General features: G+C 59.5%; 18 protein-coding genes. 2 read left to right on the top strand and 16 right to left on the bottom strand.

Annotated features, from left to right (window positions below):
• Positions 1-15 precede the first annotated feature (15 nt).
• The 10 genes from addA to ACFO3S_RS13885 form a co-directional block, all read right to left on the bottom strand.
• Complete coding sequence (gene addA / locus ACFO3S_RS13930) at positions 16-3,924, bottom strand: helicase-exonuclease AddAB subunit AddA (RefSeq protein WP_378096970.1); 3,909 nt, start codon at positions 3,922-3,924, stop codon at positions 16-18.
• Positions 3,921-7,457 carry a helicase-exonuclease AddAB subunit AddB gene (gene addB / locus ACFO3S_RS13925; protein WP_378096967.1) on the bottom strand — a complete coding sequence of 1,179 codons (3,537 nt, stop codon included), beginning with the start codon at positions 7,455-7,457 and terminating at the stop codon, positions 3,921-3,923. Before addB ends, addA begins: the two co-directional genes overlap by 4 nt.
• A 117-nt stretch (positions 7,458-7,574) precedes the next feature.
• Entirely contained in the window at positions 7,575-8,243 is a 669-nt protein-coding gene (locus tag ACFO3S_RS13920; protein WP_378096964.1) for a hypothetical protein, read from the bottom strand.
• 224 nt (positions 8,244-8,467) lie between these two features.
• Positions 8,468-8,971 (bottom strand): monovalent cation/H(+) antiporter subunit G, encoded by a 504-nt coding sequence (gene mnhG, locus ACFO3S_RS13915; RefSeq protein WP_378096961.1) that lies wholly within the window; start codon positions 8,969-8,971, stop codon positions 8,468-8,470.
• Positions 8,949-9,233 (bottom strand): Na(+)/H(+) antiporter subunit F1, encoded by a 285-nt coding sequence (locus tag ACFO3S_RS13910; protein ID WP_378096958.1) that lies wholly within the window; start codon positions 9,231-9,233, stop codon positions 8,949-8,951. The genes mnhG and ACFO3S_RS13910 overlap by 23 nt, the downstream gene beginning before the upstream one ends.
• Positions 9,233-9,709 (bottom strand): Na+/H+ antiporter subunit E, encoded by a 477-nt coding sequence (locus tag ACFO3S_RS13905; protein ID WP_378096955.1) that lies wholly within the window; start codon positions 9,707-9,709, stop codon positions 9,233-9,235. The genes ACFO3S_RS13910 and ACFO3S_RS13905 overlap by 1 nt, the downstream gene beginning before the upstream one ends.
• Positions 9,710-9,750: 41 nt before the next feature.
• A complete protein-coding gene (locus ACFO3S_RS13900; RefSeq protein ID WP_378096952.1) occupies positions 9,751-11,226 on the bottom strand; it encodes a Na+/H+ antiporter subunit D in 1,476 nt (491 codons plus the stop codon).
• Positions 11,219-11,557 carry a Na(+)/H(+) antiporter subunit C gene (locus ACFO3S_RS13895; protein WP_378096949.1) on the bottom strand — a complete coding sequence of 113 codons (339 nt, stop codon included), beginning with the start codon at positions 11,555-11,557 and terminating at the stop codon, positions 11,219-11,221. The genes ACFO3S_RS13900 and ACFO3S_RS13895 overlap by 8 nt, the downstream gene beginning before the upstream one ends.
• Before the next feature lie 2 nt (positions 11,558-11,559).
• Positions 11,560-11,982, bottom strand: a complete 423-nt coding sequence (locus tag ACFO3S_RS13890) for a Na(+)/H(+) antiporter subunit B (protein ID WP_378096946.1) — start codon at positions 11,980-11,982, stop codon at positions 11,560-11,562.
• The gene (locus ACFO3S_RS13885; RefSeq protein ID WP_378096943.1) at positions 11,979-14,372 is read right to left on the bottom strand and encodes a Na+/H+ antiporter subunit A; all 2,394 of its coding nucleotides are present in this window, start codon (positions 14,370-14,372) and stop codon (positions 11,979-11,981) included. Before ACFO3S_RS13885 ends, ACFO3S_RS13890 begins: the two co-directional genes overlap by 4 nt.
• A 309-nt stretch (positions 14,373-14,681) precedes the next feature.
• Here ACFO3S_RS13885 and ACFO3S_RS13880 point away from each other — a divergent pair, with 309 nt between their 5' ends.
• Positions 14,682-15,341: a universal stress protein gene (locus tag ACFO3S_RS13880; protein WP_378097278.1), complete on the top strand. Its 660-nt coding sequence runs from the start codon at positions 14,682-14,684 to the stop codon at positions 15,339-15,341.
• 78 nt (positions 15,342-15,419) lie between these two features.
• Here ACFO3S_RS13880 and ACFO3S_RS13875 read toward each other — a convergent pair whose 3' ends face one another.
• Together ACFO3S_RS13875 and ACFO3S_RS13870 are read right to left on the bottom strand one after the other, a co-directional pair.
• The gene (locus tag ACFO3S_RS13875) at positions 15,420-15,641 is read right to left on the bottom strand and encodes a hypothetical protein (protein ID WP_378096940.1); all 222 of its coding nucleotides are present in this window, start codon (positions 15,639-15,641) and stop codon (positions 15,420-15,422) included.
• A 143-nt stretch (positions 15,642-15,784) separates the two neighbouring features.
• A complete protein-coding gene (locus tag ACFO3S_RS13870) occupies positions 15,785-17,176 on the bottom strand; it encodes a class I SAM-dependent rRNA methyltransferase (protein WP_378096937.1) in 1,392 nt (463 codons plus the stop codon).
• 70 nt (positions 17,177-17,246) lie between these two features.
• Between ACFO3S_RS13870 and ACFO3S_RS13865 the strand changes: the two genes are divergently transcribed.
• Entirely contained in the window at positions 17,247-18,224 is a 978-nt protein-coding gene (locus ACFO3S_RS13865; RefSeq protein WP_378096934.1) for a Na/Pi cotransporter family protein, read from the top strand.
• A gap of 89 nt (positions 18,225-18,313) precedes the next feature.
• On the opposite strand, the gene mtaB is transcribed toward ACFO3S_RS13865, so the two are convergent.
• The 4 genes from mtaB to prmA form a co-directional block, all read right to left on the bottom strand.
• A complete protein-coding gene (mtaB, locus tag ACFO3S_RS13860; RefSeq protein ID WP_378096931.1) occupies positions 18,314-19,660 on the bottom strand; it encodes a tRNA (N(6)-L-threonylcarbamoyladenosine(37)-C(2))-methylthiotransferase MtaB in 1,347 nt (448 codons plus the stop codon).
• A 2-nt stretch (positions 19,661-19,662) separates the two neighbouring features.
• A complete protein-coding gene (locus ACFO3S_RS13855) occupies positions 19,663-20,424 on the bottom strand; it encodes a 16S rRNA (uracil(1498)-N(3))-methyltransferase (RefSeq protein ID WP_378096928.1) in 762 nt (253 codons plus the stop codon).
• Positions 20,425-20,504: 80 nt separating this feature from the next.
• Entirely contained in the window at positions 20,505-21,167 is a 663-nt protein-coding gene (locus tag ACFO3S_RS13850; protein WP_378096925.1) for a site-2 protease family protein, read from the bottom strand.
• Positions 21,164-22,153, bottom strand: a complete 990-nt coding sequence (gene prmA, locus ACFO3S_RS13845) for a 50S ribosomal protein L11 methyltransferase (RefSeq protein ID WP_378096922.1) — start codon at positions 22,151-22,153, stop codon at positions 21,164-21,166. Before prmA ends, ACFO3S_RS13850 begins: the two co-directional genes overlap by 4 nt.
• Positions 22,154-23,020 lie beyond the last annotated feature (867 nt).

The raw sequence follows: 23,020 nt of genomic DNA, 5'->3' as shown, positions 1-23,020 counted from the left end.
GTATTCCGTTTCGGGTCAGACGACTCTGACGGCATGCCCGCCGTCGAAGAAATAGACGTACGCTTCCTTAACCGGCACGTCCGCGATCCGGCTCACCGCTTCGGCGTACCGCTCGACCTGAAACCGGTGCTTCTCCGCCGCAGAAGCGGGGTCCGTTCCCTTCAGCACGTCTGTCTTGTAATCGACGAGCACGAGCCCGTTCTCCTCCTCGAACAAGCAGTCGACAACCCCTTGAATGAGAACCGACTCCCGGGCGTCCGATTCCAGAACGTCCGGGTAGACGGCAGAGGCGTCGAGCTCGTACGTAAAGGGAACCTCGCGCCATACCCGGGCCGATCGGCGCATTCTCCCGCACAGCGGCGAACCGCTGAACGCCGCAATCGCCGCCGCTTCAATGCCCGCCCGCTGTTCCGCGGACAAAATTCGCCGGTCCGCCAGGTCGTCCAGCATCGCCTCCACGTCGGCTTCGGCAAGCTCTCCGGCAAGCGGCAGATGCTGCATGACCAGATGGTAAGCCGTTCCGCGCTCGGCCGGCGTCAGCTGCCTGGCGGACATGAACCGGGGCCGGCGAAGCCGGAACGCAGCCGCCGGCTCGCCGGACTCCCCTTCCTCCGCGAGACGCTCCCGCCACTCCTCGGGCATCGCCTCCTCCAAGGCGGCCGGAGGCGCGGAAGGCGGCGCAGCTTGCCGGCGAAGCTTCAACGCCGTGATCGACGTTTTCGCCGCGACCCGCGACGCTCCCTCGTGCGCATACCGCCACGACAGCACGCGGGCTATCCGCCGCGCGGCCGCGGCGTCTTCTGCGCCCGCCGGGTCCCCGCTCGCCACGGCGTTCCACAGCCGGTCGGCGTCCGCTTCGCCCTCCTTCGCATCGGAGGAGCGCAGCGCGTAAGCCGAGGCGGGCTCGGTACGGCATACCCACCGGCTCGCCGGATCGGCGAGCCGGGCTGCCAGCACGGCCGCCGGCCCGACCCAATCCAAATACTTGGAGGCCGCGGCCACCGCATGAGGAGGCAGACCCTCCGCCGCCATCTCCGCCGTTTCCGTCCACTGCTCCCACAGCTTGGACGCATCCCGGCCCGCCCCGACCAGATAGAGCTTCTCCTTGGGACGAGTGAGCGCCACGTACAGCACGCGCATCTCCTCGGCGAGCATCTCGGCTGCCAGCTTCCTTCGAATGGCCAGCTGCGGCAGCGTCGGATAGGTGATTCGCGCCTCGCGCTCGTAGACGCGGGGTCCGAAGCCCAGCTTCTTGTGCTTCAGGAAAGCGCCGTTCAGATCCCGGCGATTGAACTGGCGGCCCAGCCCCGCAGCGAACACGACGGGAAACTCCAGCCCCTTGCTCCGGTGGATCGAGACGATCCGCACGACGTTCTCGCTCTCCCCCAGCGCCCGCGCCGCCCCCAGATCCGCGCCGGTGTCGCGCATCCGGCCCAGAAAGCGCAGAAAGCGGAACAGCCCGCGAAACCGAGAGGATCGCTCGTATTGGATCGCCCGGTCGACAAGCGCGCGAAGGTTCGCCTGGCGCTGACCGCCCCCCGGCATGCCTCCGACGAAGTCGTAATAGCCGGTTTCCCGGTAAAGCATCCACAGCAGGTCTCCGAGCGGCTCCCTTCTGGCGTAATCGCGCCACGCCTCGAGCTTGCGCAGAAAGTCGGCCAAGGCGCGGCGAACGCCGGGCTCCGGCCGAGCGGCCGCCCCCTCCTCGTCTCGAGCGGCCGCGTTAACGGCCTCCCAGAAGGAGCCGCGTCTGCGAGAGAGGCGAATTCGGGCCAGGTCCTCGGCCGTCAAGCCGCCGATCGGCGATCTCAGCACCCCGGCGAGCGGGATATCCTGACGAGGATTGTCGATGATCGACAGCAGCGACAGAACCGTGTCGACTTCGGTCGCCGCAAAATAGCCGGTCGCGAGATCCGCGTAAGCCGGAATGCCGGCCGCCTTCAGCTCGTCGATGAACGTCGGGGCGAGCGCGGACACGGCCCGCAGCAGAATGACGATGTCCCGGTACTGCACCGGCCGGTGCAGCTTGGCCTTGCCGTCGTATACGGCGAACGGCGGCCGCTCCCCTTCTCCGCCGCCCGATCCCATCAGCTTGCGGATCTCGTCCGCGATGCATCTGGCTTCAAGCTGGGCCGCTTCCAGATCGTCGCTCTCTCCGGCCGCATCGTCCCCTGCGTCCGTCCCGTCCTCCTCGCCGCCTCCCGCGTCCGTCCGGACGGAGCCGGCCGCCTCTTCCGCTTCGCCGCCCGCAGAGGCGGATCTGTCCAGCAGAATCAGCTCGACCGCATAAGGGGTCCGTTCGCCGGGTTCGCCTTCGGGGTAGCCTTCGCCGTATTTCAGTTCGGCTTTCCCGTCGTAGTCCATCTCGCCGACCGGCTCCCTCATAATGAGGCGGAAGACGTGGTTGGCCGCATTCAGAATTTCCCTTCGACTGCGGAAGTTCCGCGCCAGATCGATACGCAGACCCGGCTCGCCTTCCAGCCCGCCGGCATCCTTAAGATCCGGCGTATAAGGCAAATAGGTTCTGTACTTCTCCAGAAACAGGCTCGGCTCGGCGAGCCGGAACCGGTAGATGCTCTGCTTGACGTCGCCGACCATAAACACGTTGCCGGGGTCCTGCCTCGCGATCAGAGAGACGATCGCTTCCTGAACCTCGTTCGTATCCTGGTACTCGTCCAGATAGATTTCCGCAAATCTGTCCCGGAAGCCGATCGCCGCGAGAGAAGGCACGCTGAGCTCCGGATTTGAGGAAGCGTCGCGAAGGATGCGAAGAGCGTAATGCTCCAGATCTCCGAAATCGAGCAGCCCTTTCGCCCGCTTCGCCCGCTCGTAGCGCTGCCCGAACTGAACGGCCAGCTCGGCCAGATTTTCCATCTCCGGGGCCAGATCGCGCAGCTCGCGCGCATACTGCCCGGGAGTGCGGACGAGCCATTCCTCGGCCAGCTTTCCGACCGTCTTTTTGGCGACCTCCCGCAAAGCTTTCACCCGCTCGATCCGTGCCGGATCGTACTCGTCTCCCTTGCATGCCTTCAGCCTGCCGAACTGGATGCCGGAAGCGGCCGACTGCCAGGCCCCCCAATCCTCGGTCTCCAGCGCCTCGGCCGCCCTCTCCAAGCCGTCGATATCGGCAAACAGCGTCTCGATATAGGGCTCCGGACCTCCCGGCTCATGGGCGATGCGAAGCGCCGACCGGAGCAGCTGGAGCGCGCCCCGAAGCTGCAGCTCGGCGTCGTCGCGCAAGCTCCTGACCCACAGCGAGCCGAGCAGCCGTTCCGCCTCGGCCTCTCGGAAGCCGGCGGCCGTCGAGCGAAGCCAATGCTCCGGCCACGGGTGGCTGCCCGCGAATTCGTGCAGTTCCAGCACGAGCCGGTGCAGCGGCTCGTCAGACCGCTCGCCGCCGAATCGGTCGGCGAGGGAAGCGAGCGGTCCGTCCGCGCCTTCCGCGGCATAGCGCTCCTCCAGCAGCTCGTCGAGCGTGTCCATCCGCAGCAGCCCGGCCTCAGTATCGTTCGCCATGCGAAAGCCGGGATCGAGGTCGATGAGCGGCGCGTACCGCTCCACGACTTCCAGGCAGAACGAATGCATCGTCGTCACCGAAGCTCGCGGCAGCAGCGCCAGCTGTCGGCGCAAATGCTTCGAATCCGGATTCCTCTCCAGGGCGTCCTCGAGCGCATGGCGAATTCGTTCCTTCATCTCGGCGGCGGCCGCCTTCGTGAACGTCGCCACGAGCATCGCGTCCACGTCCAACGGGCGGCTCTCGTCGGCGATTCTCGTAATGATTCTCTCCACAAGCACCGCCGTCTTGCCCGACCCGGCGGCTGCGGCGACCAGAAGATGAGATCCGTCCGCGGCGATCGCCGCCCACTGCTCGTCCGTCCACCGGCTGTCGGCCGGCTTCTCCGGCCATCGATGTCCTTGCTTCACAGCGGTTCGTCCCCCTTGGCTTCAAGCGCCAGCCGTTGCCACAGCTGTTCCCGGTCGGGCGCTTTGCTGAATACGTGATAGCCGTTGCCTTCGACCTGGCTGTCGAAGTGGCAGACGGGGCGATAATCGCAGAACGCGCACGGGTTCCGCTTGTCCAGCCGGTACGGCGAGATCGCCACGTCGCCGTCGGCGATCCGTCTGCCGATCCGGCGAATTTGCGAACGCACCGAGCCCCGAAGCACATCCCACTCGCCTTCGCTCGCCACCTGCGAGCGGGCGGAGAACGTTCCGTCCTTTTTGAACTCGACGGGTACGACGGCCGATTTGCTCGCCTCGTTCAGCGACGCGTCCATCAGCTTGACCGACTCGCCGTCGGACAGCAGCAGGCCCTGCATGCGGTATTGCCGGAACAAGGCGGTTCTGGCCTCCTCCGGGGACAGCCCGTTTGGCGTATTCAGCAGCGGATTCTGCACATGGAAATAGAGCACGCCCGCCGGCTTCGCCGGACGGCCCAGCCAGTGCGGAGCATGCGTCACCACCACGTCCAGATAGGTCAGCATCTGCAGCGACAGCCCGTTCGCCACCTCGTCCAGCTTCAGCTTCGTCGCCCCCGACTTGTAGTCCAGAATGCGCAGCAGCAGGCCGGCGGAAGATTCGGCGGCGTCCACGCGGTCGATCTTGCCGACGATGTCTATCCAACGCGAGCCGTCCAACGGAAGGGACAGCGCGGGCAGCAAGCCGTCCGGCCCGAAGCTGAGCTCCAGGCCGACCGGCTTGAACGCCGACAGCGCCGCATGCTCGCCGAGCACGGCGGACGCGCGCGCGACGATCTCCCGCAGCTTGCGGGCCATCACCTGATGACGGTGGGAGGAGAGCAAAATTTGCGATTGCACGCGCGGCAGCAGCCTGTCCACCGCGGCAGCCGCCTCGCTCTGCCATCTGGCGGCGTCCGCGCCGGCCGGGCCTTCGGCGAACAGCTTCTCCGTCGTCTGCCGGAGCGCGGCGTGAAACAGCTGCCCGATGTCCGGCGACTCGACCCGGTACAGCCGCCGTTCCTGCAGGCGAAGCCCATGAACGGCAAAATGCTGGAACGGGCAGGCGATGAACCGCTCCATGCGCGATACGCTGGCGAGCAGCCGGTCTCCGTACAGCAGACGGCTCGTCTCCGGCGACAGCGGCTTCTCCTCGTTCGTATAGCTTAACGAGCGGACGAGCGAACGAAGCCTCGGTCCCCACTGCTCGTCGCGCAGCAGCCAATCGTACACCGCCCACCAGCCGGGCGTCATCGCCTCTCCCTGCCGCCAGCCGCGAAGCCGGTTCAGCAGATAGGTCATCGCCCTTCCGGGATGGGCGGCGTAGGCAAGCTGCGCTTGCTCGGACTGCGTCGTCTGCGGCTCGGCCGCGACGGACTGCAGCGGGATGCCCGGAAACCGCTTGCGGAGCTTGCCGATCCATTGCGACGGCAGCAGCGTCTGACCTTCCTCTCCGGCGATCGGATAGCTGATCCATAGATGGCCGGACGGCGTCGTTAGCGTCAAATACGCCAGAAACTCCTCGTCGAGAAGCTTTCTTCGCGCGCCCGGCGCCAGCCGCAGACCGGCCGCGCCCAGCCTGTCCCGCTCTTCTTCGGCGAGCAAGCCGTTCTCGGGAATGCGCATCGGCAGAACGCCGTCGTTGGCTCCAAGCAAATAGACGAACCGGATCCGATCCGACCTCGTCCGCTCCGGACTGCCGATCAGCACTCCGTCGAGGGAAGGCGGGACGGCGCCCAGCTTCAGCTCCTCCAAGCCGGAATCGACCATGCCCGCGAACAGCTCGAGATCCGGCGGCAGCTCGCCCATCAGTTCGACCAGCTGATCGAGCAAATAGGCGACGCCTTCCCACAGCGGCCGATGAACCGCCATCCGGTCGGGACGTCCGGCCAGCTCGTCCTCCTTCGTCCAGCGCTCCAGCCGATCGGCCGCTCCCGTCTCCTCGAGAAACAGGTAGACGCTCTCGCATTGCTCGCGAACCGAGCCCGCCGCCTTCAGCCGCTCTTCCAGCGCCAGCAGCGGCTTCAGCAGGGCGTCGCGAATGCCGCGCAGCTCCGCCATCTCGCCCTCGGCGGACACCGGTTCCTGCTCGTCCTCGAGATCGCCCCCGTACAGCGGGCGCCAGGCCTGATCGGCCCGCCACCGCCAGCCGTCTATCCCGGCGGCCAGCGCATAATTTTCCAGCCGATCGACCTCGTCTCTCGTTACGCTCCGCTCCGGCGTGCCGAGCAGATCCGTTTTCGCGCAGCGGAACACGGCATCGGCTCGCCAACCCCCGGCCACGCATTCGAGCGCCGAGCGGACGAACTCCACGAACGGATGATGAGAGACGGCCGCCTTGCCGTCCAGAAAGTGCGGAATGCCGTAGTCGTTCAGCACCGCGCTCAGCAGATCCGCATAGTCGTCCAGCTTGCGCACGAAAATCGCCATGTCCCGCCAGCGGCTGCCTTCCTCCCGAACCCGGCGCAGCATGTCGCGGGCGACCGCCTCCGCCTCCGCCCGGCGATTCGCCGCTTCCCGCAGCGACAGTCCGCATTGCGGATGCTCCGGGTCAAGCAGGGCGGAATCGCCGTCCCACCGCTTCCGGTTCTCCCAGTTGCGCTCGAGGAACGCCAACATCTCGTTGTCGCGGAACCTCGGAGCGACTTCCGGGTTCAGCATGGCCGGAGGCTCCAGCGAGACGCCCGCCGCCTGCGCCAGCTCGCACAGCTGGGCCGACGTCTCCGCCGTCGGATGGAACAGCTCCAGCTCGTCCGGTCTCTCCCCGGCGCCATAGGGACGGTCGACGCAGAGAGCGACGCTGACCCGCTCCGCCGCGCCCATCAGCGCTTCGATCACGGCGAATTCGCCTGGCGTGAAGCCGTTAAAGCCGTCCAGCCAGATTTCGGCGCCGGACAGCAGCGTCGAATGGCGGGCCCCCCGGGCCAGCCAGATCAGCATGTCCTCTCCGTCCAGCCAATGCCCGGTCAGCTCCCGCTCCATATCGCCATAGATCAGAGCCAGATCGTGCAGCTTGTCCGCGAGCAGCCCGCCCTCCCTGGCTCCGTCGGCCGCCCGCGCCGCAGTCTCGGCGTAGCTCGCCAGCTTCGCGCCGTCGACGCCGTAGCGCTTCATCTCCGTCAGCAGCTCGTGAATGCCGGCGATGAGCCCGGCCTCGCCCTTGCCGCCCCGGAACAGCCGCAAGCTCTCTCTTCTGGCCTGCAGCACTTTATGTAGAAGCATCGCTTTTCCGTTATCGTGGATCGGCACGACAGCCGAACCGCCCGTCTCCTGCATGACGCGAAACGCCAATCTTCGGAAGCTGAGCACCTGGGCTCGCATGAAGCCGCGCATGCCCGGCGTCGTCGCCATCGCGTATTCCGCCTGGAAGGTCGCTTGCTCGGGCACGAGCAGAATAAGCGGCGGTCCGAGCGGCGCTTCCTTCAGCCTGCTCCTGATTTCGTCCAGGCACAGGCGCGTTTTGCCGCTTCCGGATCTTCCCGTAATTAGCCGTAACGTCATGCGCCTACCTCCGCTTTTTATTCAACCGTATAACCCTTTCTTGTTGTGTATTGTAACATATTTGAGAAAACCAACAGCAACAAAAGGTTAACTGTTTATCCCCTTCCATTTTCATATTCATGAATTCTCCTCTACAACAATGTTGTTTAGTTTGCAAGTCCCTTCGGGATTGCAAAATGTTATTTTTTCATTCCCGTTAAATGTAATTGCTATGTAATTGCCTTGTGTTGCTTCACGAATTGTTAATCGTGTATTTTTTAGAGGTAGATAATGTACTAAATTTAATATCTCTGACTGACTGATTTTCTCATTTGTTTGTTTTTCCAGAAAAATATAAGTGGTTTCGGATGAATGTAAATTTGAATATAAGTTGCTCTCCTCAAAATTCACCTCGTATGGCAATTCATTCTCGGCAATTAGATTCATAATATGAATAACATTCTGATTTACTTTCTTCTTAGCCGACTTAATCTGTATCTCTTCTGAAATGGAATGATAATAATTAATAATCGTCGGAGTAAAAAGTATTAAAAGAATAGCTAGAAAAATACTGCCGACCAGAAATTTTCGATTGATCTTTGCCAATGCTCTAAATACAAATACATAAACACCAAGCAAAATTATAAATAGCAGTCCCGATAATGCTCCTGCAGATACATCTTTCTCGAATACATAAAATCTATCATTGTTGTTATCCCACAAAGCTAGAAGCATAACGAAAAAACTGCCGATCATGCAATATAAAACGGTTAGACTTAAAATAAAAAAAAGCCATTTTTTCATCATAGAAAATGCTCCTACTTTCTGATGAACTATTCTATCGACTCTATTTTACAGGTGAAGCGAATACTTTGCATGATTTCTCGTTATTTCGTTATGCGCGGCGCACCAAAAGAAACCCAAGTCATCTAAATAACTTGGGTTAACTTGGGTGGGTTTCTACTAAGCCACCTGACAACGCCAGGGTCCTCCTTAACGTTGTACTAGAATCTCCTTCTAGAAGTCTGAACCTACGGTTTTTCGGCCTGTTCGGCCTCGTTCTCTCCAAGCTCCGGTTCCCCGGCCCCTCGCTTCGCATGATCCGAAGCTTCGGCCTGTCCCTTATCCCGCTCCGAATGTTCAGCTTGCCCCTTGTCCTGCCCCGGTTCCTCGGCCTTGCTCCTCTCCCGCTCCAAGTCTGCGGCCAGATCGTCCATAATGCTGGAGTCCGACAGCTGAATGCCGGACCGGTAGGCGGACCGGACGATCAGATGCCCGGTGACGGGTGCGGTCAGAAAGACGAACGCGATGCCGAGCAGCAGCCTTACGCTGAAATAATTTTGAACGAACAGAAAATAAATAAAGGAGCCGAGCAAAATAAACAGAATGCCGAGCGTGATGCTCTTCGTCGCGGCGTGCGAACGGTTGTATACGTCCGGCAGCCGGATAAACCCCCAGGAGCTGAGCAGGTTCATCAGCGTCCCGAGGATGACCATGACGAGCACGACGATTTCAGTGATTTCTTTTCCGCTCAATGACGACGCCCCTTTCCAGGAACTTGCAGAGCACGACGGTGCTCAGGAACGCCAAAATGCCGATCAGCAAAATCGTTTCCAAATATGACTGCGAATCCAGCACGATGGACAATATGGCTACGATTCCGATGACGTTGTAGCCGATCGAGTCGAGCGCCAGAATGCGATCGGACAAGGACGGTCCCCTAATGACGCGATACAGCGCGATCACGATGGAAAACGTCAACAGAAGCATCGATATTTTCAACAATGTATCGAACATTAGCGCATCACCTCGATAATGACATCCTCCAGCCGGTTTTTGGTCTTGACGACCGAAGACTGGCTCGACTTCACATCCATCGCATGAACGTAGAGCACGCCTTCCTCCTGAGCGATCTCCATGACGACCGATCCCGGCGTCAGCGTCAGCAGATTAATCAGCATGGCCAGCTCCCAATCGGTCCTCAATTTCGTCTCCATCTTGAAGATGCCCGGTTGAATATTCAGCCTGGGGCGGATGATATGGCCGATGACGGCGATGCTCGAGAGGAACAGATCGATGCCGAACAGGTAGATCAGCTTCACGATAGCCCACAGCTTCCGGCCGTAGAACGGAGTCGGAAAAAACCTTCTGAACGAAAAGATGATAAAAAAGCCCAGTATGAAACCGATGGTGAAGGTCAGAATGTTCCACACGTCATGCAGCAGCATCCATACCATGGCAATCAGCAGATTCAACAAGATTTGCATCGTCATTCCCTGTCACTTCCTTCCCGGTAATGAACCGTCTTCTCCGCCTAGGAGAGCACCGCCTCGATATAGAGAGACGGATCGATAAGGGGCTCGACGGCCTGCCGGACATAGAACATGATTTCCTCGGCGCCCAATCCGAAACCGACGATCAGCGCCGCCAGAATGAGACTCGGAGCTAGCGCCCCTTTTCCCGTCGACTTCTCTTCGCCTTCGCTGAGGAGCGTCTCTCCCCAGAAGCTGTGAATGAACACCTTGATCACCGAATAGAGAACGAGCAGACTCGACAGCAAGCCAAGAGCGACCATGACGAACTGCTTCGCTTCTACGCCGCCCTGCAGGATCAGCACTTTGCCGACGAAGCCGCTGAGCGGAGGAACGCCGGCCAGCGCCAGCGCCGACAGAAAGAACAGCCAGCCGAGCATCGGGCGATAGCGGATCAACCCGCTAATCTCCCGCAGCCTGTCCGTGCCTGCGATGCTGATAATCGCCCCGCCGAGAATAAAGATGAGCGCCTTGGCGATCATGTCGTGTATCAGGTAATAGACGGCCCCGCTTAAGGACGCCTCCGTAGCTACGCCCACCCCGAACAAAATAAAGCCGACCGACACGATGACATTATAGACCAGTATCTGCTTGATCCTCCAGTAAGCGATGACGCCTATCGCCCCCAGAATCATCGTCAGCGCCGCAAGCCACAGCACGATCTCGTGCGTAATCTGCGGCTCATGCGGGAAGAGCAGCGTGAACGTCCGGATTAAGCTGTAGATGCCTACCTTGGTCAGCAGCGCAGCGAACAGCGCGGCGATCGGCGCCGGCGGCGCGCTGTAGGAGCCCGGAAGCCAGAAGAACAGAAACAGCGCCGACTTCAGGCCGAACACGGTTAGGAATAGAAGAGACACCGTCGTCGTCAGCCCGTCCTGGCCGAACTCGGCGATCCGCTGCGCGATGTGCGCCATGTTGAGCGTTCCCGTAATCGAATACAAATAAGCGATCGCGATGACGAACAGGCTGGAAGCGATGATGTTGATGACGATATATTTGATCGTCTCCCTTAATTGAACCCGGCTTCCGCCCAGGCTGAGCAGCACGTAGGAGGACAACAGCATCACTTCGAAGAAGACGAACAGATTGAAGATATCTCCGGTAAGAAACGAACCGTTGACCCCGCAGAGCAAAATCATCATCAGCGGAAAAGCGTAATTTCTTTTGCGTTCGTCGTCGAGCGAATGAAAGGCGTAGAGCAAGCAAGCCAGCGTCACGATCGAAGCGATCGTCACCAGGATAGCCGCGAGCATATCGGCCACGAGCGGAATGCCGTAAGGCGCCTCCCAGCCGCCCACGTGAAGCACCTGTATGCCGTCGGCGGAAACCTCGCCTACGAGCAGGGCCGAACCAGCCAGCGTCGCCAGCGTGCCCGTCGCGGCCAATATCATCTGAAGGCGAAGGCGATAACGCACGAAAAACAACAACACGCCGAACAGCAGCGGCGTGATTATCGGAAACACGACCAGATTATTCATTTTCTTGTCCCCTTAACTGCTCCACATCGTCGGTGCCATGCTCTTTGTACGTCCGGTAGGCCAGCACGAGAGAAAACGCGGTCAGCGAAAAGCTGATGACGATGGACGTAAGAATGAGCGCCTGGGGAACGGGATCGGTGTACGAGGCCGCCTCTTCCCCCAGCAGCGGAGCCGCGCCGCGCTTCAGGCCGTTAATCGCCATAAGCATAATATGAACGCCGTGCGTGAACAAAGACATGCCCATAATGATGCGCAGGAGCGTCTTGCTTAAGATCAGATACGTTCCGGTAGTGAACAGTACGCCAGCGGTGACGGTCATTAACGTTTCCATAGCTACATATCCTCGCTAATGCTTCTTATTATGGTCATGGTCGTGCCGACGACGGCCAGGTACACGCCGAGATCGAACACCAGAGCGCTGCCTAGGCCCGTCTTGCCCAGAAGAGGAAGGTCTTCGTACCAGTAGACCTGAGTCAGGAACGGCGCGTCCGCCACGACCGCCCCAATGCCGGTCAGGAGCGCCAGCATGACGCCGATCGCGCCTACGATCTTAAAGTCGATCGGAATGATTTCGTGCACCGTGTCCACATCGAACGCGACATAGAGCAGCGTCAGCGCCGAAGCGGTGATCAAGCCGCCGATAAAGCCTCCGCCGGGGTTGTTATGACCGGCGAACAGGATGTAGATCGAGAAGGTCACGATCATGAACACGAGCACCTTGGCTGCCGTCTGCATGATCAGATCGGAAAACTTCAACGCTTATCCCTCCTTGACTTGCGGAGATGAATCAGCGTGTAGACGCCGATTCCCGCAAGGAACAGAACGACGCTTTCCAGCATCGTATCGAATGCGCGAAAGTCGACGAGAATCGCATTCACCATGTTGCGGGCGCCCGAGAGCTCATACGAATTCAGGAAGAACGAGGAGATCGGCTTGAACGGGTTCGTGCTCTGCGCGGAAATCCCGATCAAGGTAAAAATCGTTCCGACTCCGACCGAAATGAGCAGATTGGAAATTTTCACGCGAATTCGGACCCGTTCCGTTTTCAGCTTCGGCAGGAAGTAGAAGCAGAGCAGGAACAGAGCGGTCGTGATCGTCTCCACGACAAGCTGGGTAAGAGCCAGGTCGGGCGCGCGAAAAATGACGAACAGCAGCGAGACCAGATAACCTACCGCCCCTACTGCAATAATGGACGTCAGCCTGGAGTTGACGAACAGGACGAATCCGGCGGACGCCGCGATGGAGGCGGCGAGCACGTATTCGTATAGCTCGATGGCCGCATTGGTGGCCAGATCGATCGCCAGCGCCTGCTGAAGCACGAACGAGCCTCCGACAACGATGATAAGGAAGGTGAAAATATAGCTCAAATAGCTGTGCAGCGAGCCGTTCATATAGGAGCTCGTCATCCGGGCGGACAGCCGCTCCGCACCCGACAGCCCCTGGTCGTACAGGTGGCTGAAGTCGAACTTTCGCGGCAGATTATAATAGATTTCCGACCACTTTTTGTAGGTTTTGTATAACAGCGTTCCGACAACGACGATGCCGGCGGTCATGAACAGCTCCGCGTTAAAGCCGTGCCACGCCTTGATGCTGACCTCGAACACCTCTCCCGGCTCCAGCAGATTCGGCAGGACGGACCGCATCGCCGGCTCCAGAAGCGTGTAGGAGAGCAGGTTGGGAAAGAAAAAGAACACGAGAACGAGCGTCGCGAGCACGATCGGCGAGAGGAGCATGCCGACGGGCGCTTCATGCGGCTTCTTGTCCAGCCGCTCCGGACGGTAAGTTCCGGTGAACGTCTTAAATACGAACACGAGGCAGTACACGAAGGTGAACACGCTGGCCAGCCAGGCGACGATCGGCAGCAGCACGACCCACTGATCGATATGGCGGTAGGCCGTCAGCACGCCGGTGAAAAACATTTCCTTGCTCAGGAAGCCGCTGAACGGCGGAAGTCCGGCCATCGACAGGCCGCCGATGACGGTCAGCGTAAAAGAGACGGGCATCAGGCTCAGCAACCCGCCGAGCTTGCGAATATCGCGAGTTCCCGTCTCATGGTCGAGAATGCCGACGACCATAAAGAGAGAGCCCTTGAAAATGGAGTGGTTGAACAGATGAAACACGGCGGCCAGAATGGCGCCCGAGAACAGCGCGGCTTGCGCCTCGTAGTTCGTATGAAGCGACAGCGATCCGATGCCGAAGAGCGACATGATCAGACCGAGCTGGCTGATCGTCGAATACGCGAGCAGCGCCTTCAGGTCAAACTGTCGGATCGCCATAAAGGCGCCCCAGAACAAGGTGACGATGCCGACGACGGTTATGATCCAGAACCAGCTCATGGTGCCTCCGAATATCGGGGTCATGCGAGCGACCAGATAGACGCCGGCCTTCACCATCGTCGCGGAATGCAAATAGGAGCTGATCGGCGTCGGCGCCTCCATCGCGTCCGGCAGCCAGATATGGAACGGGAATTGCGCCGACTTCGTGAACGCGCCCAGCAGCACCAGCAGCATCGCCGGAATAAAAAGCGAGTCGGCGGCGATCGCGTCCCGCATCCCGATCAGCTCGCGAATGCTGAACGTCCCCGCGGCCGAACCCAGCATCAAGAAGCCGAGCAGCATCGCGAAGCCGCCCGTGACGGTAATCAGCAGCGCCTTCTGCGCGCCGTAGCGCGATCTCTTCCGCTGATACCAGTAAGCAATCAGGAGGAAGGACGATACGCTCGTCGCCTCCCAAAACACGTATAGCACGATCAGGTTGTCGGACAACACGATTCCGAGCATCGCGCCCATAAAGACGAGCAAATAAATATAAAAATGGTGTAACGCTTCTCTCTCTTTGGACATGTAATAAATGGAGTAGAGAATGACCAAAAATCCGATGCCCGAAATAATGAGAGCGAACATCATGGACAAACCGTCCAGATGCAGATCGAAACGAATGCCTAGCGAGGGAATCCATGGCACGGAATGGATTACAGGAGCCGCGCCGGACCGAATTGGAAAATAAGAGGCAAAGCAGACGAACAGCAGCAAAGGGACGGCCAGCACGAACCAGCCCGTATGAATGCGAGGTACCTTCTTAAAAAACAGAGGCACGAAAACGGTGTACAGAAAAGGTAGCAAGACAGCAAAATGCAAAAGCGACAACTTGGAACCTCCTACTTGTACTGTGTTTTATGCAGACGGCTCTTGGGAACGCCACGGCAAGCCGAGACCCAGTTATTCCCTTGGGCAATTGTCTTATTATCCTCCCGATTTCCTTATCAATTCGCGGAATGACGGCCATAATGATAACGGTAACTACATTAGTAACAGTATACACTATACGCATTGACAGAACCAAACAAAAAATGTACTCTGAATTCAATGTCCGGATGCGACTCTATCCAATTCTGGACGTCACCCCAGTCTAAAAAGTTTATTACGAGGTGAATCGTAACATTGAAGAACGGAAGAATGGATGAGAGCATACTCGTTTGCGTCTACTACGGACCGAATGGAGAGCGATTAATCCGCCGAGGCGGCAAGCTGGCCAATATGCTGGATTGTCCTTTCTATGTACTGACCGTAGATCCGCTTCCAGAAGATGAAATGGATATCGAAAAGATTCATTTTATTGAAAAATGGAAAGAATTGGCGAAGGAGCACGGCGCCGAACAATTTATTATAAAATATAACGAATCCCGCCCTGTTGCCAAAGTCATCGGCGAAGTGGCCAAGAGGAACAATATTACGCAGCTCATTATCGGACAAACTGCCCAAAGCCGCTGGAAAGAGATTACGAAAGGCTCCTTTATCAATGTGCTGCTGAACGAGATCCCTTTCGTCGATCTTCATATTATATCCGTCTCCAGAGAGCTTCAAAATCAGGACGGCTTCTTCGAGAAAGGCATCCGCGCCTACCTCAAGGAAGACCAGGAAGGCTACCGGCTCTGCTTCAACCATACGCAGAGCGACGTATACGAAGGCATTTTCTACAAGGAGGTCGGCACCGACTTCAACAACGGAGTATTCAAGTTCATGGTCAACAACTGCATGATGGAAGTTCAGGTCGTAGACGACTACGTCAAGGACTTCGACAAGCAGATGGCCTCCAACGCCAACGTGAAAGAATAGCGGCCGATATCGAAAATCGCCTTGACCTCTGCCGAGGACAAGGCGATTTTTTATGCTCGGTAACGCGGTGCGCATCCGTTAAGAAATATTCATATACCACTTCGTGCCGTCGTCGTATTGGAAGATCGCCGCATCCGACCATAGCTCGATGTAGCTGACGTGCTTCCAGCGGCGGCGGAATTCCAGGTCGTCGGCCATTGCCCTCATTCTCGTATGGAACCGGCTTCGGCTGCCCGATTTTTTCGCCCGGTTTTCCAGCGGGACCGCCCGTTTACCGAACAGGATCACTTCGTGCACCATGTTCAACCCTCCGTTTTCTTGCCTCTCTTTCATCATAATTCCGAGGCGTTAGGAATGTTCCCGATAACGGACGGAATTCACCCGGCGGTTGCTAACATTTTCTTAACAATTCGGGCGATCGGAGAGCATGCGGCGGGTTTCGGTCAGAGCTCCTTGCGGCTGCGAACCTCGAAAATGCCGAATTTCAAATAATGCCCTTCTTCCACGCCGGCCAGCTGCGGGTGATCCTTTCCCGCTCCCCTCCACTCGATGCGCCGGATCATTTTTCCCGCGTCGCGGGCCGCCTCCCGAATCGTCTCGAGAAACAGCTCCGGACGGACATGGTAGGAGCAGCTCGCCGTGACCAAATAACCGCCTTCGTTCAGCAGCTTCATCGCATGCAGATTGATGTCCTTATAGCCTCGGCAGGCGGCTTCCACCGCACGCTTCGTCTTCGCGAAAGCCGGAGGATCGAGAATGATGACGTCCCAGGTCCGGCCTTCGGAGACGAGCGGCTTGGACGTGTCCACCTTGACGCCGGCCGCCTTGGCGTTCGCGCGAGCTTGCCGCTCCTCGCGTCCCGCAACCTGCTGCCGCAAATATTCGAAGGCGTCCGCCGCCACGAATTCCACGCGATCGGAAAACCCGTTAATCTCGACGTTATGGCGAGCCGTCTGCAGCGCATGCTCGGAAATATCGAGACAGGTGACCTTTTTCGCGCCGTAGGCGCAAGCGTGCAGCGTAAAGCTGCCCGTATGCGCGAAGCATTCCAGCACCGTCGCGCCGTCCCAATAGGGAAACGTGACGACGCTGCCCTTGTCGTTCACCGGCTGCAGCCGCACGGCGCCGTCCGAGGACGGCGCTTCCGCCAGCCTGATGCCGCTGCGGGCTCCCCAGCCGAGCATCAGCGGCTGAATGGACGCCCGGTTTTCCCGCTGATCGAAGAAGTACCCGGTTTTCTGTCCGCCCTCGATGTCTACCTGCACGCGAAGCCCGTTTTCTACGATTTCCACATGCCGCGGACATTCGCCGTACAGAATGCCGGTTCTCTCCTCCAGCCCTTCCAGCGTCCGAACGCCCACGTCGCTGCGCTCATAGACGCCCTTCGGCTCGAACACCTCGATCAGCGCGGCCAGCCAGGCTTCTCTGGCGACCTCCATGCCGAGCGTCAGCACCTGAACGACGAGGACGTCAGCGAAGCGGTCGACGACGAGTCCCGGAAGAAAATCCGCTTCCCCGTACACGACGCGACAGGACTCGTTCTCGCCGAGAAAACGCCGGCGATGCGCAAGAGCGCGGGACAATCGGCTTCGAAAGAACGCCTCGTCCATTCGCTCCAGCGGTCCGTACGCCACGAGCCGAACCGTAATCTGCGAGGCCGGGTTCCAGTATCCGGTGCCAAGCGCCTGTCCGCGATGGTCGCGCACCTCCACCAGCTGCCCGGGCTCCGGTTCCCCTTCCGTTCTGGAGATCTCGTTCGCATAGATCCACGGATGACCCTCCTCCAGACGGGGCCTTCTGCTTTTGTTTAACCATACCGCCGCTTTGCCGCTCATGGGCCAACCACTCCTTGTCCGATCATAAACTTGTCCTCGCGCCGCATAGGGTTAAGAGGGGGTGCATAACATGTTCGCTCAACTGATCGTCCCGTCCCTGCTCGGATTCGCCCTTCTGCTGTCCGGCATGAAAGTGATGGAGGCTTCCTTGGAGCGCTGGGCGGGACATCGGCTTCTCTCCTGGGTTTCCCGGTGGACCTCGACGCCGCTGAGAGGGTTTGCCGTCGGGACGGCCGCGTCCGCGCTGCTCCAGAGCAGCACCGCCGTCACCGTGCTGACGATCGGCTTCGTGAACGCCGGATGGCTCACCTTTGCCCGCAGCTTCGGCATCATTCTCGGCACGAACGTCGGCACATGTCTGACGACCGAGCTGATGAGCCTTCAGCTGCATCGGTACGGCGCTTATTTTCTCGCCTTCGGCGCGGCCGGATGGATCGTCTCCTTCGCCGCCAATGAGATGCGGGACGCCGCCGCTGCCCCGAGAAGATTGACCGCCCTTCGCTATATTTCCGTGGCGGCGGGCGGATTCGGCCTGCTTCTCGCCGGCTTTCAGCTGCTGCAAAGCATCGGTCCCGCCCTGCGGGTCAACGGGTACTTCGAAGCGCTGATGCGCCATACGAACGACAACCTGCTGTGGGGCGTGCTCGGCGGGGCGGTCATGACGGCGCTCGTTCATTCCAGCTCGGCGGTCATCGCCATGTGCATGGGACTTGCGGCCGCCGGCGCGCTCCCTCCCGAAGCCGGCATCGCAATCGTTCTCGGCGCCAACGTCGGCACCTGCTTCACCGGGCTTGTCGCTTCGCTTGGCGGCGGCGCCGGCGGCCGATTCGTCGCGCTGGCGCAGCTGGCTCTGAACGTAGGCGGTGCCGCGCTCTTCTATCCGCTGATCGGCGCGCTTCACGGCGCCGCCGTCTGGCTTGCGCCCGGAGATCCTTCAGCCCAGATCGCCCACGCCCAAACTCTTTTTAACGTGCTTTGCTCCTTAATCGCGCTGCCGCTCGCCTATCTCCCGATCTGGGGACGGGGCGCCTCGTCTGCTCCTCGCTAGCCGCCTTGCTCCCGCCTATGCGAAAAAGATTCCACCGCAAGACGAGAGCCTGCGCCTGCCTTGGCGGTGGAATCTTCGTTACCGGCGAACTATGCTTGCATGGCTACCGGTCTCGAACCGGAATCGAGCACCTCGAGCAGTTCACCGCGGCACTCGTTCACTCCGGACTCCGTAACCCGGACCCGGCACAGCTTGCCGATCAGCGACGGATCGCCGGGGAACTCCACCTGCAAATAGTTGTCCGTATAGCCGGAGATCGTTCCGCTGGTCCGGCTTTTGGCGTCCCGCTCCGGAATGACCTCGAGCACCTTGCCGACCCACTGGCGGCTGTACTCGGCCTGCATGCGTTCGGACAAGTCGATCAGTTGGTGCACCCGTTCGTGCTTCACGTCCTCGTCGACCTGATCGTCCATCCGCGCGGCCGGCGTTCCGGTCCGCTTCGAATACGGGAAAACGTGCATTTCCGCGAATTTCATCCGTTCCATGAACCGGAAGCCGTTCTCGAACTGCTCCTGCGTCTCCCCCGGGAATCCGACGATGACGTCGGTCGTAATCGCCACGCCCGGCATCGCCTTCTGAATCAGACGGATTTTCTCCGCATACTCGGCGGCCGTATACTTGCGGCGCATTCTTTTCAGAATGTCGTCGTCGCCCGCCTGCAGCGGGATGTGGAGATGGCGGCACATTTTGCGGGAGCCGTTCAGAACGGCGATCATCTTCTCGTCGATCTGACTCGCCTCGATCGAGCTGATGCGAATGCGCTCCAGCCCGTCGATCTTGTCGAGATCCGACAGCAGATCGGACAGCCGGTAATCTTCCAGATCGTCTCCGTAGCCGCCGGTATGAATGCCGGTCAGGACAATTTCCTTGTATCCGGAAGCGACGAGCTGACGCGCCTGCTCCAGCACGCTGTCCGGCTTGCGGCTGCGCGACAGGCCGCGGGACCAAGGAATGATGCAGAACGTACAGAAGTTGTTGCAGCCCTCCTGGATTTTCAGGAATGCGCGCGTCTTCTCCGTAAAGTTCGGCACGTCCAGTTCCTCGAACTCCCGCGTCTTCATAATGTTGCGGACGGCGTTCACCGGCTTGCGATCGTTCTGAATGTCCGCCACGAACGACATCAGCTTCTCCCGGTCCTGCGTGCCAATGACGAGATCGACGCCCGGAATGGCCATAATCTCCGCGGGCGAGGTTTGGGCATAGCAGCCCGTCACCGCGATGACCGCGTCCGGATTGCGGCGCACGGCTCGTCGGATGATTTGGCGGCTTTTCTTGTCGCCGGTGTTCGTCACCGTGCATGTATTGATCAAATAGACGTCCGCCGTCTGTTCGAAGTCGACCTGCTCGTACCCTTCGTTCTTGAACAGCTGCCAGATCGCCTCCGTATCGTAAAAGTTGACTTTGCAGCCTAGGGTATAAAAAGCCACGCTGGGCATCGTTAATTTCCTCCTAACTCTCCGGACTCGTAAGCGAGGCATGCCAGCGCATACAGCGCGGCCGTCTCCGTCCGCAATATTCTTCTGCCCAAGCCGATCGGCCGGGCCCCTGCGGCAATCGCCGCTTCCGCTTCCTCCGGGGCGAAGCCGCCCTCGGGTCCGACGACGACGAGCACGCTCGCCCCGTCCGGTCCGGGCTTGAAGCCGGCCAGCGCCTCCCTTAGCCCGACGCCGGTGCGGCCTTCCTCCTCATAGCACAGCAGCGTCAGCTCGTAGTCGGCAAAACGCCGAAGAAGACTTTTCCACGAACAGACCGGCTCGATCCGAGGCACGATGCTGCGGTGGCTTTGCTCGGCCGCTTCCTTGGCGATTTTCCGCCAGCGGTCGAGACGCTTCTCCTCCTTGCGCTCGTCGTACTGCACGACGGTGCGGCGAGACAGAAACGGCACGAAGGCGGCCGCTCCCGCTTCCGTTCCCTTCTGAATCACCGTCTCCAGCTTGTCGCCCTTCGGCAAGCTCTGGGCAACGTCGATCCGCCAGCGCATCTCAGCCGATCCGGCCAGCTCTTCGACGATTTCCGCTTCCACTTGATGCTTGTTCGCGGACGTTATTCGCGCGACGACATCCCGCCCGCTTCCGTTGCAGGCGATAAACCGGTCGCCCGGCTTCGCTCTCATGACTGCGGCCGCATGCCGGGCGTCATCGCCCTCCAGCGTGACGGACCGCTCCAGCATTTGCGCCTCCGGCACGAAATAACGCTGCATTCTTTTTTGCCTCCCGCTTTGAAACTCCAACCTTCATCATACCGCTTTCGGGCTGTTTTCGCCACCGTAAGATCCGAGCGTTAGAATACGAGTCCCAGCAGCCATTGCATCCCTTCCAGGATAGGCGACTTCAGCTGCATCAAACGCCCGATCGTCGCGTCCCGCAGCGGAGGGATAAACACGACGATTAAAAATCCGAACATGATCCATTGGCTGTTCTCCTGAATGATCATCCGTGTTCTCAAGGGCAGAAACTCCTCCACGATGCGATAGCCGTCCAACGGGGGAACGGGAATCAGATTAAAGAGGAGCAGGGCCAGATTGATATTCAGCCAGTAGTTCATGAAAATCAGTATATTATGATACAGATCCGACGACGTCCGGTCGAAAACGTTAAGAGCGATGAGCAAATAAAAGACGAACAATAGCAGAAAAGCCAGCAGCAGATTGCTGATCGGTCCCGCAGCCGTCACGACGATGTTCATCAGGCGCGGCTTCCTGAACCTGCTGCGGCGGACCGGCACCGGCTTCGCCCAGCCGAATCCGGCGATGACCAGAAACAGCATGCCGATCCAGTCGAGATGCGCCAGCGGATTCAGCGTAACCCGGCCTTCGCGGTATGCCGTATCGTCCCCGAACTTCCATGCCGTCCAGGCATGGGCGAATTCGTGAACGCTGAACGCGATCAGCATCACCAGAATGATGACCGGCAGATGCTCGATCGGAAACCAGAAAAAGTTCACTCGCTCTCCCCCTTCGGCTTGCCAGCCACGAATGCCGTCCAATCCTCCTGCCTCAGAACGTCGACGATCTCGAAGCCCGCGGCGAGCAGTCCGGCCTCCACAGCCGCCTCTTTATTTTTGAAAATGCCGGACGCGATATACAGACCGCCCGGTTTAAGCACATTCATGACGTCGTCGATGAACAGCAACAGAATCTCGGCGAGAATGTTGGCGACGACAAGGTCCACAGGAGGTTCAACGCCGCGCTCCGTCGGCCGCTCCCCCTCGCTCTCCCGAAGGACGCCCAGCAAATCGCTGAGCCTTACCTCGATTTCGTTCTCGCAGCCGTTAAGCTCGACGTTTTCCTTCGCGACCTTGACCGCGACCGGATCCAGGTCGAGCGCCAGCACCCGGGAAGCGCCCAGCTTTATCGCCCCGATGGCCAGCACGCCGGACCCGGTGCCGACGTCGATGACCGTCTCTCCTCCTCGAATCGCGCTTTCCAGCGCCTTCAGACAGAGCGAGGTCGTCGGATGCGTCCCCGTGCCGAACGCCATCCCGGGATCGAGCTCGATAATCAGCTCGTTGTTCTTCGCCTCGTACGTTTCCCAGGTCGGCTTGATGACAAGACGCTCGGTCACGGCGACCGGCTTAAAATATTGCTTCCATGCGTTCGCCCAATCGTCCTCGTGAACGGAGCCAACATGAATGGTGAACTCCCCGGCGTCATAGCCGTACTCCGGCAGCCTCTCCAGCAGCGTCTTCAGCTCGGCCGCGATCGGCTCCATCTCGCAATCTTCCGAAAAGTACGCCTTGAACACCGCATACCCCGGGCGTATATCGTTCGTCGGCGTATCGTAGACCTCGCCGTATTTCGTATCCCTCGGTTTGTCCGGCGACCAGGCCTCCTCGACCGAAACGCCTCCAGCCCCCAGCTCGGTCAAATAGTGCGTCACCATCTCCTCCGACGATTCCGTCGCCAGAACGGTTAATTCATGCCAGCGCAAATGCGTTCCTCTCCTTATCGCAGCTCAATGAATCTCATTATACACGCACTGTTTTGCCTGATGCAAAAATAACTCGACTTCCTCTCCTCCCACTATCCCTCTCGCTCAGGACAGTCTGTTCGCTGCTCCTCCTAGTTTGCCGAGTTCGATTCTTTCTGCCTCTGTCCTCCCTATCTCCAATATCCCCTTCGCTCAGATTCGTCTCCTTCTCCGTCTCTAAGTTCTCCTTTCTCCGCTATCCCTCTCGCTCAGGACGGTCCGTTCGCTGCTCCTCCTTGTCTGCCGAGTTCGATTCTTTCTGCCTCTGTCCTCCCTATCTCCAATATCCCCTTCGCTCAGATTCGTCTCCTTCTCCGTCTCTTAGTTCTCCTTTCTCCGCTATCCCTCTCGCTCAGGACGGTCCGTTCGCTGCTCCTCCTTGTCTGCCGAGTTCGATTCTTTCTGCCTCTGTCCTCCCTATCTCCAATATCCCCTTCGCTCAGGAAACCTTTCCTATCCCCCTTCCCAAAGTCTCTCCTCCCCCCTTCGGGCAAATCTCTATTGAATTCTCCCTGCAACTCTTCGGTTCTTCCAAGCGCCCCCTTAACCGGGCCGCAGTTACAGGAAACCGAACCCCCATCAGTTAGTCCCCCTGAGCAACAGGGATAATGGCCGCAGCTGCAGGAAACCAAGTCCCCGGCAGCTAGTCTTCCTGAGCAACAGGGATAATGGACGCAGTAACGAAAATGGGCAGCAGGGGACGTACGGACGCGAGAGCAGAAAAGGCAACGTTGCCGGTCTTCCGAGCTAACAGGAATATGGAGGGGGCCGGGTCGGGGCAAACGTCGGTTCTGCGCAGACTGAGCGAAGGGGATACTGGCAAAAGGG

The sequence above is a fragment of the Cohnella hongkongensis genome (genome assembly GCF_042654645.1).
GTDB lineage: Bacteria > Bacillota > Bacilli > Paenibacillales > Paenibacillaceae > Cohnella > Cohnella hongkongensis.
Note: the sequence above shows the minus strand (reverse complement) of the source record. Positions and strands in the feature narration are given on the sequence as shown.

What these genes read in the sequence shown, in the direction of transcription:
- addB (WP_378096967.1), bottom strand. Translation starts at nt 7,457, where the DNA reads ATGACGTTACGGCTAATTACGGGAAGATCCGGAAGCGGCAAAACGCGC.
- ACFO3S_RS13920 (WP_378096964.1), bottom strand. Translation starts at nt 8,243, where the DNA reads ATGATGAAAAAATGGCTTTTTTTTATTTTAAGTCTAACCGTTTTATAT.
- ACFO3S_RS13910 (WP_378096958.1), bottom strand. Translation starts at nt 9,233, where the DNA reads ATGTTCGATACATTGTTGAAAATATCGATGCTTCTGTTGACGTTTTCC.
- ACFO3S_RS13905 (WP_378096955.1), bottom strand. Translation starts at nt 9,709, where the DNA reads ATGACGATGCAAATCTTGTTGAATCTGCTGATTGCCATGGTATGGATG.
- ACFO3S_RS13900 (WP_378096952.1), bottom strand. Translation starts at nt 11,226, where the DNA reads ATGAATAATCTGGTCGTGTTTCCGATAATCACGCCGCTGCTGTTCGGC.
- ACFO3S_RS13895 (WP_378096949.1), bottom strand. Translation starts at nt 11,557, where the DNA reads ATGGAAACGTTAATGACCGTCACCGCTGGCGTACTGTTCACTACCGGA.
- ACFO3S_RS13880 (WP_378097278.1), top strand. Translation starts at nt 14,682, where the DNA reads ATGGATGAGAGCATACTCGTTTGCGTCTACTACGGACCGAATGGAGAG.
- ACFO3S_RS13875 (WP_378096940.1), bottom strand. Translation starts at nt 15,641, where the DNA reads ATGGTGCACGAAGTGATCCTGTTCGGTAAACGGGCGGTCCCGCTGGAA.
- ACFO3S_RS13870 (WP_378096937.1), bottom strand. Translation starts at nt 17,176, where the DNA reads ATGAGCGGCAAAGCGGCGGTATGGTTAAACAAAAGCAGAAGGCCCCGT.
- ACFO3S_RS13865 (WP_378096934.1), top strand. Translation starts at nt 17,247, where the DNA reads ATGTTCGCTCAACTGATCGTCCCGTCCCTGCTCGGATTCGCCCTTCTG.
- mtaB (WP_378096931.1), bottom strand. Translation starts at nt 19,660, where the DNA reads ATGCCCAGCGTGGCTTTTTATACCCTAGGCTGCAAAGTCAACTTTTAC.
- ACFO3S_RS13855 (WP_378096928.1), bottom strand. Translation starts at nt 20,424, where the DNA reads ATGCAGCGTTATTTCGTGCCGGAGGCGCAAATGCTGGAGCGGTCCGTC.